The sequence below is a fragment of the Methylobacterium sp. BE186 genome, assembly GCF_031457035.1.
Classification (GTDB): domain Bacteria; phylum Pseudomonadota; class Alphaproteobacteria; order Rhizobiales; family Beijerinckiaceae; genus Methylobacterium; species Methylobacterium segetis.
Genome location: NZ_JAVDVV010000004.1, coordinates 124,342 through 136,811 on the forward strand (window position 1 = coordinate 124,342; position 12,470 = coordinate 136,811).

14 protein-coding genes are annotated in these 12,470 nt (G+C 68.7%); 11 read left to right on the forward strand and 3 right to left on the reverse strand.

The window, feature by feature from the left end:
- Window positions 1-29 precede the first annotated feature (29 nt).
- From J2X36_RS06355 to J2X36_RS06395, 9 genes are all read left to right on the forward strand, one after another.
- Complete coding sequence (locus tag J2X36_RS06355) at window positions 30-890, forward strand: NADP-dependent methylenetetrahydromethanopterin/methylenetetrahydrofolate dehydrogenase (protein ID WP_132249995.1); 861 nt, start codon at window positions 30-32, stop codon at window positions 888-890.
- Between the two features lie 12 nt (window positions 891-902).
- The gene (gene fchA / locus J2X36_RS06360; protein ID WP_132249993.1) at window positions 903-1,529 is read left to right on the forward strand and encodes a methenyltetrahydrofolate cyclohydrolase; all 627 of its coding nucleotides are present in this window, start codon (window positions 903-905) and stop codon (window positions 1,527-1,529) included.
- Between the two features lie 208 nt (window positions 1,530-1,737).
- Window positions 1,738-2,916, forward strand: coding sequence for a malate--CoA ligase subunit beta (locus J2X36_RS06365; protein WP_132249991.1), 1,179 nt, complete (start codon window positions 1,738-1,740; stop codon window positions 2,914-2,916).
- Between the two features lie 22 nt (window positions 2,917-2,938).
- The gene (sucD, locus tag J2X36_RS06370) at window positions 2,939-3,832 is read left to right on the forward strand and encodes a succinate--CoA ligase subunit alpha (protein WP_132249989.1); all 894 of its coding nucleotides are present in this window, start codon (window positions 2,939-2,941) and stop codon (window positions 3,830-3,832) included.
- A gap of 151 nt (window positions 3,833-3,983) precedes the next feature.
- Window positions 3,984-6,746: a phosphoenolpyruvate carboxylase gene (locus J2X36_RS06375; RefSeq protein ID WP_132249987.1), complete on the forward strand. Its 2,763-nt coding sequence runs from the start codon at window positions 3,984-3,986 to the stop codon at window positions 6,744-6,746.
- A 112-nt stretch (window positions 6,747-6,858) separates the two neighbouring features.
- Window positions 6,859-7,833 (forward strand): CoA ester lyase, encoded by a 975-nt coding sequence (locus J2X36_RS06380; protein WP_132249985.1) that lies wholly within the window; start codon window positions 6,859-6,861, stop codon window positions 7,831-7,833.
- A gap of 159 nt (window positions 7,834-7,992) precedes the next feature.
- On the forward strand, window positions 7,993-8,310 hold the full coding sequence (locus J2X36_RS06385; protein ID WP_310347380.1) for a hypothetical protein: 318 nt from the start codon (window positions 7,993-7,995) through the stop codon (window positions 8,308-8,310).
- 50 nt (window positions 8,311-8,360) lie between these two features.
- The gene (locus J2X36_RS06390) at window positions 8,361-8,795 is read left to right on the forward strand and encodes a heme-binding protein (RefSeq protein ID WP_310347382.1); all 435 of its coding nucleotides are present in this window, start codon (window positions 8,361-8,363) and stop codon (window positions 8,793-8,795) included.
- 95 nt (window positions 8,796-8,890) lie between these two features.
- The gene (locus J2X36_RS06395) at window positions 8,891-9,067 is read left to right on the forward strand and encodes a hypothetical protein (RefSeq protein ID WP_165937749.1); all 177 of its coding nucleotides are present in this window, start codon (window positions 8,891-8,893) and stop codon (window positions 9,065-9,067) included.
- Window positions 9,068-9,172: 105 nt separating this feature from the next.
- Here the strand turns inward: J2X36_RS06395 and J2X36_RS06400 are convergent, their stop codons facing one another.
- Window positions 9,173-9,559 carry a hypothetical protein gene (locus J2X36_RS06400; RefSeq protein WP_310347384.1) on the reverse strand — a complete coding sequence of 129 codons (387 nt, stop codon included), beginning with the start codon at window positions 9,557-9,559 and terminating at the stop codon, window positions 9,173-9,175.
- Window positions 9,560-9,746: 187 nt separating this feature from the next.
- On the opposite strand from J2X36_RS06400, the gene J2X36_RS06405 reads away from it, so the two are divergent.
- On the forward strand, window positions 9,747-9,974 hold the full coding sequence (locus tag J2X36_RS06405; protein ID WP_310347386.1) for a hypothetical protein: 228 nt from the start codon (window positions 9,747-9,749) through the stop codon (window positions 9,972-9,974).
- Between the two features lie 6 nt (window positions 9,975-9,980).
- Here the strand turns inward: J2X36_RS06405 and J2X36_RS06410 are convergent, their stop codons facing one another.
- On the reverse strand, window positions 9,981-10,847 hold the full coding sequence (locus J2X36_RS06410; RefSeq protein ID WP_405029735.1) for a formate/nitrite transporter family protein: 867 nt from the start codon (window positions 10,845-10,847) through the stop codon (window positions 9,981-9,983).
- Between the two features lie 44 nt (window positions 10,848-10,891).
- The gene (locus tag J2X36_RS06415; RefSeq protein ID WP_310347388.1) at window positions 10,892-11,632 is read right to left on the reverse strand and encodes a molybdopterin-binding protein; all 741 of its coding nucleotides are present in this window, start codon (window positions 11,630-11,632) and stop codon (window positions 10,892-10,894) included.
- A gap of 112 nt (window positions 11,633-11,744) precedes the next feature.
- On the opposite strand from J2X36_RS06415, the gene sfsA reads away from it, so the two are divergent.
- Window positions 11,745-12,461 carry a DNA/RNA nuclease SfsA gene (gene sfsA / locus J2X36_RS06420; protein WP_310347389.1) on the forward strand — a complete coding sequence of 239 codons (717 nt, stop codon included), beginning with the start codon at window positions 11,745-11,747 and terminating at the stop codon, window positions 12,459-12,461.
- The last annotated feature ends 9 nt before the right edge of the window (window positions 12,462-12,470 follow it).

The window sequence follows — 12,470 nt, forward strand, 5'->3', positions numbered from 1 at the left end:
GCCGGGACGCGCGGACGAAGGGACAACCAATGAAGAAGCTGCTTTTCCTGTTCGACACGGACGCGGTGCCGAGCGTGTTCGACACGGTCGTGGGCTATGACGGCGGCGCCGATCACATCACGGGCTACGGAAACGTGACGCCCGAGAACGTGGGAGCCCTGGTCGACGGGACGATCTACACCCGCGGCGGCTCTGAGAAGAAGTCGACCGCGATCTTCGTCGGCGGCGGCAACATGGCGGCCGGCGAGGCCGTGCTCGAGGCGGTCAAGAAGCGTTTCTTCGGCCCCTTCCGCGTCTCGACCATGCTCGACTCGAACGGGTCGAACACCACGGCCGCCGCGGGCGTCGCGCTCGTCGCCAAGGCCGCCGGATCGCTGGAGGGCAAGAAGGCGATCGTGCTCGCGGGTACCGGCCCGGTCGGCATGCGCTCCGCCGCGCTCCTCGCCAAGGAGGGCGCGCAGGTCACCGTGGCCGGCCGCTCCCTCGACAAGGCCCAGGCCGCCGCGGACGCGATCAACAAGCGCTTCAACGTCAAGGTCACGGCCGTCGAGACGCCCGATGCCGGCTCCCGCGCCCGCGCCGTGAAGGGCCAGAACATCGTGTTCTCGGCCGGCGCCATCGGCCTCGAGCTCCTGCCCGAGGACTCTTGGAAGGACGAGGCGAGCATCGAGTTCGTGGCCGATTACAACGCCCAGCCGCCGCTCGGCTTCGGCGGCATCGACGCCATGGACAAGGGCAAGGAGCGCCACGGCAAGCGGTCGTTCGGCGCCCTCGGCATCGGCGGGCTGAAGCTCAAGCTCCACCGCGCCTGCGTCGGTCAGCTCTTCGACAACACCGAGCAGGTGCTCGATGCCGAGGAGATCTACGCGCTCGCCAAGAAGATGGCCTGAGGGGAGGCGTCGATGGCCGAGAACGAAACGATCCAGACATTTCTCGACGGGCTGGCGAGCTCGGCCCCGACCCCCGGCGGCGGCGGAGCCGCCGCCATCTCCGGCGCGATGGGCGCGGCCCTCGTGTCGATGGTGTGCAACCTCACCATCGGCAAGAAGAAGTACGTCGAGGTCGAGGCCGAGCTGAAGGAGGTTCTGGCCCAGTCCGAGGCGTTGCGGGCCAAGCTCACCGGCATGATCGCCGACGACGTCGAGGCGTTCGACGCGGTGATGGCCGCCTACGGGCTCCCGAAGAACACCGATGAGGAGAAGGCCGCTCGGTCCCAGCGGATCCAGGCGGCCCTCAAGACCGCCACCGACGTGCCTCTCGCCTGCTGCCGCGTCTGCCGCGAGGTGATCGACCTCGCTGCGATCACGGCGGACAAGGGCAACCTCAACGTCATCTCGGATGCGGGTGTCGCGGTGCTCTCCGCCTATGCGGGCCTGCGCAGCGCGGCGCTCAACGTCTACGTGAACGCCAAGGGGCTCGACGACCGCGCCTTCGCCGAGGAGCGCCTCAAGGAGCTCGAAGGGCTTCTCGCCGAGGCGGGCGCGCTCAACGAGAAGGTCTACGAGGTCGTCAAGGCCAAGGTGAACTGAGCGAAGGTGAGCCGCGCCGGCTCACCAGTCTCGTCCCCGGTTCCTGCCGCCGGGGACGCTGAAACTTTGAATACGAAAAGCATTCCGGCTGCCTTTCAAGGCAGACTTAAAGAGAATGCAAAAAAATATAAACGCTGGAGCGCTTCCCGTGAAATGAAATTTGCGGGATGATCGCTCCCAAGGAAGCGCCAAAAAATGGAGGTCTCGGATGGACGTTCACGAGTACCAAGCCAAAGAGCTGCTCGCGAGCTTCGGCGTCGCCGTGCCGAAGGGTGCCGTCGCCTTCAGCCCGGACCAAGCCGTCTACGCGGCGACCGAACTCGGCGGCTCGTTCTGGGCCGTCAAGGCGCAGATTCATGCGGGTGCCCGCGGCAAGGCCGGCGGGATCAAGCTCTGCCGCACCTACAACGAGGTGCGCGACGCGGCCCGCGAGCTTTTGGGCAAGCGCCTCGTCACCATCCAGACAGGCCCCGACGGCAAGCCCGTCCAGCGGGTCTACGTCGAGACCGCCGATCCTTTCGAGCGGGAGCTCTACCTCGGCTACGTCCTGGACCGTAAGGCGGAGCGGGTGCGCGTGATCGCATCCCAGCGCGGCGGCATGGACATCGAGGAGATCGCGGCGAAGGAGCCCGAGGCGCTGATCCAGATCGTCGTTGAGCCGGCAGTCGGCCTGCAGCAGTTCCAGGCCCGCGAGATCGCCTTCCAACTCGGTCTCAACATCAAGCAGGTCTCGGCCGCGGTGAAGACCATCATGAACGCCTACCGGGCGTTCCGCGATTGCGACGGGACCATGCTGGAGATCAACCCGCTCGTCGTGACGAAGGACGACCGGGTTCTGGCGCTCGACGCCAAGATGTCCTTCGACGACAACGCCATGTTCCGCCGCCGGAACATCGCGGACATGCACGACCCGTCCCAGAGCGACCCGCGCGAGGCGCAGGCGGCCGAGCACAACCTCAACTACATTGGCCTCGACGGCGAGATCGGCTGCATCGTCAACGGCGCCGGCCTCGCCATGGCGACGATGGACATGATCAAGCACGCGGGCGGCGAGCCGGCGAACTTCCTCGACGTCGGCGGCGGCGCGAGCCCCGAGCGCGTCGCCACCGCCTTCCGGCTCGTCCTCTCCGACCGCAACGTGAAGGCGATCCTCGTCAACATCTTCGCCGGCATCAATCGCTGCGACTGGATCGCCGAGGGCGTGGTGAAGGCGGCGCGCGAGGTGAAGATCGACGTGCCGCTCGTGGTACGCCTCGCGGGCACGAACGTGGAGGCCGGCAAGAAGATCCTCTCGGAAAGCGGGCTCGACCTGATCACCGCCGACACCCTGACCGAGGCCGCCCAGAAGGCCGTTCAGGCCTGTCAGGGCGCCAAGGCGGCCCACTGAGCGGACGGGAGGAGAGAGACCAATGAGCATTCTCATCGATGAGAAGACCCCGATCCTCGTCCAGGGCATCACGGGCGACAAGGGCACCTTCCACGCCCGCGAGATGATCGAGTACGGCTCGAATGTCGTCGGCGGCGTCACGCCCGGCAAGGGCGGCAAGACCCATGTCGGCGTCCCGGTGTTCAACACCGTGAAGGAGGCCGTGCGCGAGACCGGCGCCACCACGACCATCACCTTCGTCGCCCCGCCTTTCGCGGCGGACGCGATCATGGAGGCGGCCGATGCCGGCGTCCGGCTGATCTGCTCGATCACCGACGGCATTCCCGCCCAGGACATGATGCGGGTGAAGCGCTACCTCATGCGCTACCCGAAGGACCGCCGCTCGATGGTGGTGGGCCCGAATTGCGCGGGCATCATCTCGCCCGGCAAGTCGATGCTCGGGATCATGCCCGGACACATCTACCTGCAGGGCAATGTCGGCATCATCTCGCGCTCGGGCACGCTCGGCTACGAGGCCGCCTCGCAGATGAAGGCCGAGGGCATCGGCGTCTCGACCTCGGTCGGTATCGGCGGCGACCCGATCAACGGCTCCTCCTTCCTCGACCATCTCGCCCTGTTCGAACAGGATCCGGACACCCACGCGGTCCTGATGATCGGCGAGATCGGCGGCCCGCAGGAGGCCGAGGCCTCGGCCTGGATCAAGGAGAACATGACGAAGCCGGTGATCGGGTTCGTGGCCGGCCTCACCGCCCCGAAGGGCCGCCGCATGGGGCATGCCGGCGCGATCATCTCGGCGACCGGCGACAGCGCCGCGGAGAAGGCCGAGATCATGCGCTCGTACGGGCTGACCGTGGCGCCGGACCCCGGCTCCTTCGGCGCGACCGTCGCCGAGGTGATGCGCAAGCGCGCGGCGTGAGCCGCACGCATTCCCCTCCCCGTTCCGCGGAGGGGCAGGAGTGGGCGTGGTTCCGCGCGAGGCTCTGCGGTGCCTCCTGCGCCACCCCCACCTCCGACTCGTCCCCCGAGGGGGGAGGAGATCTGCTGTCGCGCGGGAGGCACGACCACCCATGACCCATACCCTGCATGCCTCGCCGGGCACCGCGGTCGACCACGTCTTCGCGCCGCCGGTGATCACGGGCACGTCCTCCAAGGAGGCGCTCGACATCCTGTTCCACGCCCTGCTCGAGGTCGCCCGCCGGCACGAGCCGGAGCTCGAAGTAGTACTGCACGGCAACGCCAACATCTCGGCCTTCTCGCCCGAGCTGCTGGCGCGTGCGCTTCAGGTCCAGGGGATCTGGTTCCAGCTCCTCTCGATCGCCGAGCAGAACGCCGCGATGCGCCGCCGCCGGCACATCGAGCGGAACGAGGGGCGCTCGGCACTCGGCGGCAGCTTCAGCAAGGTTCTGGCCGAGGCCGCGGCGAGCGGCATCAAGGCCGGTGAGATCCACACCCTCCTCAAGGACCTGCGCATCCGCCCGACCCTCACGGCGCATCCGACCGAGGGCAAGCGCGTGACGGTGCTGGAGAAGTTCCGCCGCATCTACCTGCTGCTACGCGAACTCGAATTGCCGCGCTGGACCGAGCGCGAGCGCAACGGCCTGATGAACGACCTGCGCGACCAGATCGAGCTCGTCTGGATGACGGGCGAGTTGCATCTGGAGAAGCCGACCGTCGAGCGCGAGGTCGCCTGGGGGCTGCACTTCTTCGACGAGACGCTGTTCGAGATGCTGCCGGAGGTGCTCTACTCGCTGGAGGAGAGCCTCGCGCAATACTACCCGGACGAGAAGTTCGAGGTACCGGCCTTCTTCCAGTTCGGCTCGTGGATCGGCGGCGATCGCGACGGCAACCCCTACGTCACCGCGAGCGTCACCCGGACGACGCTCCAGCGCAACGCGCTCGCCTCGCTGCACCGCTACCGGGACGGCGTGAACGGCCTCGGCCGCATGCTGTCGCTCACCGAGCGCTCGCTGCCGGTGCCCGAGAGCTTCCGGCGCGAGCTCGAGCACCAGCTCGCCGAGAGCGGCGACGGCAGGGCCATCGCCGGCCGCAATCCCGGCGAGGCGTTCCGTCAGTTCCTCACCTGCATCCTGCGCAAGATCGAGGCGACGATCGCCCGGAACGAGGGCCGCCGCGCCCCGGGCCCGGACTACCCGAGCGCGGACGGCCTGATCAACGACCTGCGCACGCTGGAGCAGGGGCTGGCCGATTCGAAGTGCGCCTCGCTCGCGACCGATCTCGTGCGCCCGGTGCGGCGCATGGTCGAGATCTTCCGCTTCTCCACCGTCCGGCTCGATCTGCGCGAGAACAGCACCCGCACCACGCAGGCGCTGCAGGCGCTCTGGCGGCAGCAATACGGGGAGGCCAAGACGCCCCCCGACGTCGAGGCGCCGGAATGGAAGGCGTGGCTGCTGAGCGAACTCGCCAAGCCCCGCAACCCCGACCGCTCCTTCGACGATCTGCCGGACGACGCACGCGAGACCCTCGAGACCTTCGCCCTCGTCGGCGAGATGCGCGAGCAGCTCGACCGCGAGGCCTTCGGCGCCTTCATCCTGTCGATGACGCGCTCGGTGCCCGACATCCTCGGCGCCTACCTCCTGGCCAAGGAGGCCGGCATCTTCCTCGACACGGCGGGCACCGAGATCTGCCCGCTGCCCATCGTGCCCCTCTTCGAGACGATCGACGATCTGCGCGCTGCGCCCGTCATCATGAAGGAGCTGCTCGCCATTCCCGTGGTGCGCCGGTCCACCCGCTGGCAGGGCGGCGTGCAGGAGGTGATGATCGGCTACTCGGATTCGAACAAGGACGGCGGCTTCGTCGCCTCGAACTGGGAGCTCTACAAGGCGCAGTCGAAGCTCACCCTGCTCGGCAAGCATCTCGGCGTGCCGATCGCCTTCTTCCACGGCCGCGGCGGCTCGGTGAGCCGGGGCGGGGCCCCGACCGCGCGGGCCATCGCCGCCCAGCCGGCGGGCTCGATCAACGGGCGCTTCCGCACCACCGAGCAGGGCGAGGTGGTCTCGTTCAAGTACGCCAACCGCGGCACCGCGGCCTACCAGATGGAGCTTCTCGCCTCCTCGGTCTTCGAGCACGCCCTCAGGTCCGAGCGCGAGGCGGCCTCGCTGCCGCGGGCCGAGTTCGACGACGTGCTGGAGGCCTTCTCGGGCGCGAGCCGCGCGGCCTACGTCAACCTGATCCAGCACCCGGACCTCGTCACCTATTTCGGCTGCGCGAGCCCACTCGACGAGATCGCCCTCCTCAACATCGGCTCGCGTCCGGCGCGGCGCTTCGGTGCCCGCTCCCTCAGCGACCTGCGGGCGATCCCGTGGGTGTTCGCGTGGTCGCAGAACCGGCACGTCATCACGGGCTGGTACGGCGTCGGATCCGGGCTTCAGAGCTTTCTGGAGGTGCGCGGTGCGCAGGGCGAGATGCAGCTCAAGCGGATGTTCCGCGATTCGCGCCTGTTCCGCCTGATCCTCGACGAGGTCGAGAAGACGCTGCTGATGGTCGATCTGGAGATCGCCCGCGACTATGCGGGCCTCGTTCCGGACGAGAGCGTGCGCACGAACATCTTCCGGATGATCGAGGCCGAATACCGCCTCACCTGCGAGATGGCGCTCCGCGTCAGCGGCGACCGGGAGCTCGCCGAGCGCTTCCCCCTGTTCCGGGACCGGCTGAACGAGCGCCTGCCCACCATCAACCAGGTCAGCCGCGAGCAGGTCGAGCTTCTGCGCCGCTTCCGCGGCGAGGAGGACGAGGACCAGCGCGAGGCGGTGAAGTCCGCGCTGCTCCTATCGATCAATTGCATCGCGGTGGGCTTCGGCGCCACCGGATGAGCCAACGATCCGGTCGCCCTGTCTCAGGGCGCGCCGGAGGAGAGGTTGAAAACGCGGCCGGGCCGCGCCCTAGCTGCCCGCCGGAAATCCCAGAACACCAAGGAGGACCCCGATGAGCTTCACCCTGATCCAGCAGGCCACGCCGCGCCTGCACCGTTCGGAACTCGCCGTTCCCGGCTCGAACCCGACCTTCATGGAGAAGTCGGCGAATTCCGCGGCCGACGTCATCTTCCTCGATCTCGAGGACGCGGTCGCGCCCGACGACAAGGAGAAGGCCCGCACCAACATCATCCAGGCGCTCAACGAGATCGACTGGGGCAGCAAGACCATGATGATCCGCATCAATGGTCTCGACACCCACTACATGTACCGGGACGTGGTCGACATCGTCGAGGCGTGTCCCCGCCTGGACATGATCCTGATCCCCAAGGTCGGCGTGCCGGCTGACGTGTACGCGATCGACGTGCTCGTCACGCAGATCGAGCAGGCGAAGAAGCGCGACAAGAAGATCGGCTTCGAGGTGCTGATCGAGACGGCGCTCGGCATGGCGAACGTCGAGGCGATCGCCCAATCGTCGAAGCGCCTCGAGGCGATGTCCTTCGGCGTCGCCGATTACGCGGCCTCGGCCCGCGCCCGCTCGACCGTGATCGGCGGCGTGAACCAGGATTACAGCGTGCTGACCGACAAGGACGAGGGCGGCAACCGCCAGACCCACTGGCAGGACCCTTGGCTCTTCGCCCAGAACCGGATGCTGGTGGCCTGCCGTGCCTACGGCCTGCGCCCGATCGACGGCCCCTTCGGCGACTTCTCGGATCCGGACGGCTACGTCTCGGCCGCCAAGCGCTGCGCGGCGCTCGGCTTCGAGGGCAAGTGGGCGATCCACCCGACCCAGATCGAACTCGCCAACGAGGTCTTCACGCCCTCCGAGGCAGAGGTCACCAAGGCCCGCCGCATCCTCGAGGCGATGGAAGAGGCGGCCAAGGCCGGCCGCGGCGCCGTCTCGCTGGACGGCCGCCTCATCGACATCGCCTCGATCCGCATGGCCGAGGCGCTGATCGAGAAGGCCAACGCGATGAACGCGAAGTAGGCCGGCACCCGCTCCGATCCCGGGGAAACCCGGGATCGGCTCCCTCGCGCGGTTCGGGAAGCCCGATGGCCGCGACGGCTTGGCTTCGCCTGCCTCGACAGGCAGCCTCGGCGGGCCCGCGGAACGCGGCCGTTCCGGTCGGGCGCGCAGGAGCCGCCCATGACCGCCTCAGCCACACCCCTCTCGGGGATCTCGCTCTCGGATCTCGATCCCCTCGTCACGCTCGGCGTCGTCGTCGCGACGGCCGTCACGGATGCGGCCTACGTCTTCTTCAACGCCGCCGTCGGTGCGCGGCACCGGATCCGCGCCGCGAACTGGAGCGCGGTCTGGTACCTGCTCTCCGCCTTCGCGGTGATCAGCTACACGCAGAACGCGCTCTACGTGATGTTCGCGGCCGCCGGCTCCTGGCTCGGCGCGTACGCCTCAGTGACATGGCTGGCCCGTGGACCCGACAACGGAACCGGCCGGCACATCTAGCCTTTCCCAGGAACGCCGCGCCACGCGGCCAAGCTCGAAGGAGATCCGCCATGCACGTGACCATCGAGGACGCGCACAAGGCCATCGAAGCGGCGCGCGCCAAGGCCGTCGAACTCGGCACCCAGATGTGCATCGCCGTCGTCGATTCGGGGGGCAACCTCAAGGCGTTCTACCGGATGGACGATGCCTGGGTCGGCTCGATCGACATCTCGCAGAAGAAGGCCAAGACCGCCCTGTTCTTCGGCATGCCGACCGGACAGATCGGTCAGCTCTCGCAGCCCAGCGGTCCGCTCTTCGGCATCGAGCACTCGAATGACGGTCTCATCACCTTCCCGGGCGGCATCCCAATCGTCGACAAGGACGGGGTGATGTCGGGCGCCATCGGCGTCAGCGGCTCGACGGTGGAGAACGATCACACGGTGGCCGAGGCCGGCGCCAGCGCGATCGGCGCAACCGAGCTGCCGGCGCATCCCTGGCGCACCTGATTTTCCGATCCGGCGCACCCCGAAAAACCTGCGGTTAAGCATAGGCGCCCTATCACGGGCCTGAGAGCCACAGGCAGCCGAGACGGGGAGCGGCGATGAATCGGGAGCAACTCGCGGACGCGCTGAGGCGGCTGGCCGCCTCGCAGGTCGAGGACATCGAGCGCGCGGTCAAGGACGGTCACAAGACCATCGCGTTGAACGAGCTGGCGGACCTCAACCGCCAGCTCAAGGCCTTCGCCGCCGCCCTGAAAAAGGCGCCGGCGCGGGCGTGACCGTCGGGGCCGCGGGGCGGGCGCGAGGGCCGGGCTGTCCGGACTCGCGTTCCGGACAGAGCCCTCAATCCGAGACAATCGAGGCCCCCGACATCCGCCTCGATCCTACCAGCGGGGCCCGTCCCAGCCGGCATGCGGGATCGGCGCCGGGGGGATCGGAGGATCGTAATCGCTGCGGCGGAAGCGCGGGCCGCCGCCGAATCCGGGCCGCTCGTCGCAGACCTTCACCCGGCGCACCACTTCGTCGCCGTAGGCGTCGATGCGGCGCTTCACGAAGACCCGGCACTCGTCGACCGGCGGCTCGAACCGGGATCCTGCGGTGAAGCGCGGGCCATGAAACCGGGGCTCCGGCGGCGGGGGCGGCGGTCCCCGCTCGAACTCCACCTCGCCGCCGCGAGGTGGGTAGGGACCGTCGAAATCGGCGGCGTGGGCCGCACCGGCGAGCGCGACGGCCGCGAGGCCGCAGAGGCGCATCAGGATCGGACTCGACACGAAATTCTGGCTCCCGAACGGGCCGGCGGGATCGCGCGGCTGCCGTATGGGCGCGATCATCCGAGGCGCCCCCTGAACCGGTCCGGAGCACGCGCGTGTGGATCCGTTCAGATTCGTCGCCCGCACCCTTGACCGAACCGATGCGTCCGTGGCGTGTTCTTGTTCTGTTCGCAAGACAGGACACGCGATGGCCCCGGCAACGAGCACAGATTCCCTTCATCCGCCGACGGTCGAGGCCATCGCTGCCGCCTATCTCGCGGCTGCCCGGGGGGACGCCGAGGCCGCCATGCTGGCGATCATCCGGGATGCCCTGACCGACCTCTGCGAGGCCGAGCGGCGGACTCTGCGCCGGGATCGGCTGATCTCGCGCGGCTACGTCCGAGGCGCCCTCGACACGGACAGGGCGACGAGCTGACGGAACTCAGCGCCCGGCCGGCCCGGCCTCGACCTCCCGGTTCTCCTCGACCTCGGGCGCGACCTGCCCGAAATTCAGCACGGCCACGAGCGCGACGCCGCCGAAGACGTTTCCGATGAGCGTCGGAAGGAAGAAGCGGAAGGCGTAGTCGCCGAGGGTGGCAGCCCCGGTCGCGACGAGGAAGAAGGCCTCGACCGAGCCGGCGACCACATGGGCGAGCCCGCACATCGAGACGAGCCATGTCATCAGGACGATGACGAAGGGCGCTGCCGCGCCGGTCGCCGGCAGGATCCAAACCATCAGGGCGATGATCCAGCCCGCGAAGATCGCCTTGATCACGGTCGCGCCGAACGGGAAGGCGACGGCATGGTGGCTGATCTCGGCGAAGGCCGCCGTCACCGCCGGCCCGAAGGCGTCCGAGCGCGCCAGCACCGTCGCGATGGCGGCGGTGGCGAGGATGTTGCCGGCGAGCACGATCCCCCACAGGCGAAGGACCCGGAAACCGGTCTTCATCGAGCGGTCGTGGAGCAGCGGCAGGATCGGCGTGATCGTGTTCTCCGTGAACAATTGCTGGCGCCCGAGCACCACCACGAGGAAGCCGACCGCGTAGCCCATCGTGGTGATCAGCTTCGCCCATTCGGCCGAGGGCAGGTGCGCCTTGAGGACGCCGGGGACGATCAGGGAGAGGGCGATGCTGAGCCCCGCGGCGACGGCCGAGAGGAAGAGGGCAAGCCCGTGCCGGCGCAATTCCTCGTCGCCTTCGTGCCGGATCACCTCGTGCAGGACGAAGGCGTCCGGGCGGCCGATCTCGTTGACGGCGTCGATCATCGCGTCGTGCTTGGCGATCGCCTCGTCCCGGTCCCGCTCCGTCATGGTCACCGCTCCGATTGAGGGCTCCCGCCCGACGGTTGGGAAACTCAGGCGCGCAGCCGCGCGACCAATGCCTCGATCTCGCCGCGTGCCGCCGCGACGGCGGCGGCATCCTTGCCGCGCGCCACGATCCGGTTGAGGAAGCCGTCCTGAGTCATCGATGGGTAGGAGCCGATCGAGACCTCGGGATGCGCATTGGCGATCGCCGCGAGATCCGAGGCGTATGCGCCCTCTGGCACGTTGCCGACCTCGATCGTCTCCGAGACCACGCGGGCGCCGGTTTGAAGCGTCGGCCCGATCTCGTCGAGCATGGCCTGCATGATCGCGGGCACGCCCGCCATGACGAAGACGTTGCCGATGCGAAATCCCGGCGCCTTCGAGATCGGATTCGGAATCAGATCGGCACCGTCCGGGATGCGGGCCATGCGCAGGCGCGCGGCGTTCAGATCCTCGGGCTTGATCCGCTCGAGCAGCATCGCGCGGGCCCGCGGATCGACGTCGATGCCGACGCCGAAAGCCTCCGCCACGCAGTCGGCCGTGATGTCGTCGTGCGTCGGCCCGATGCCGCCCGTCGTGAAGAGGTAGGTGTAGCGGGTGCGAAGCGCGTTCACCGCCTCGACGATCATGGGCGCCTCGTCCGGCACCACGCGAACCTCCCGCAGGTCGATGCCGATGGCGGTGAGGTAGTCGGCGATGGTGCCGATGTTCTTGTCCTTGGTCCGTCCGGACAGGATCTCGTCGCCGATGACGAGGATGGCGGCGGTAATGGCGTGTGCGTTGGTCGTCATCGGGATCGGGGCGGGGAGGGCGGGTCCCACCGACTTAGCGCGACTGCGTCGCATCGCCAGGGCGGACGAAATGCGGGATCTCCGGCCGCGCTTGTCCGCCTGAAGGTCGCCGATGCAATTCCCGCACGTCCTCGTCGAGGGACGCCTCGTCCGGCGCTACAAGCGCTTCCTCGCCGACATGGCGCTCGCGGACGGATCGGTGATCACCGCCCACTGCGCAAACCCCGGCGCGATGCTCGGGCTTCTCGCACCCGGTAGCCGCGTGCTCCTGTCCCGGGCCACCGCGCCCGGCCGCAAGCTCGCCTATTCGTGGGAACTCGTCGAGGCCGATCTCCCCGGCGGCCCGCAATGGGTCGGCATCAACACGATGCGCCCGAACGCCCTCGTGGCCGAAGCCTTCCGCGAGGGGCGATTGCCCGTGCTCGCGCGCTACGGGGCACTCAGGCCCGAGGTCCGCTACGGACGGGCCAGCCGCGTCGATTTCCTGGCGACGGGCGAGGGGCTGGCGCCCTGCCACGTCGAGGTGAAGAACTGCCATCTAATGCGCCGCGCGGGCCTCGCGGAGTTTCCGGATTGCAAGGCCGCCCGCAGCACGCGGCACATGGAGGAGCTCGCCGCGGTGGTGAGGGCGGGCGGCCGGGCCGTCGTCGTCATCGTCGTCCAGATGCGGGCCGACGCCTTCGACGTGGCACGGGATATCGACCCCGCCTTCGCCCATGCGTTCCGCGCGGCGCGCGAAGCGGGGGTCGAGGTGCACGTCCATCGCTGCTGGATCGACGAGGCAGGCGTGACCATCGCCGACGCGATCCCGGTGATCACGCCGGGCTGAGGACGTGAC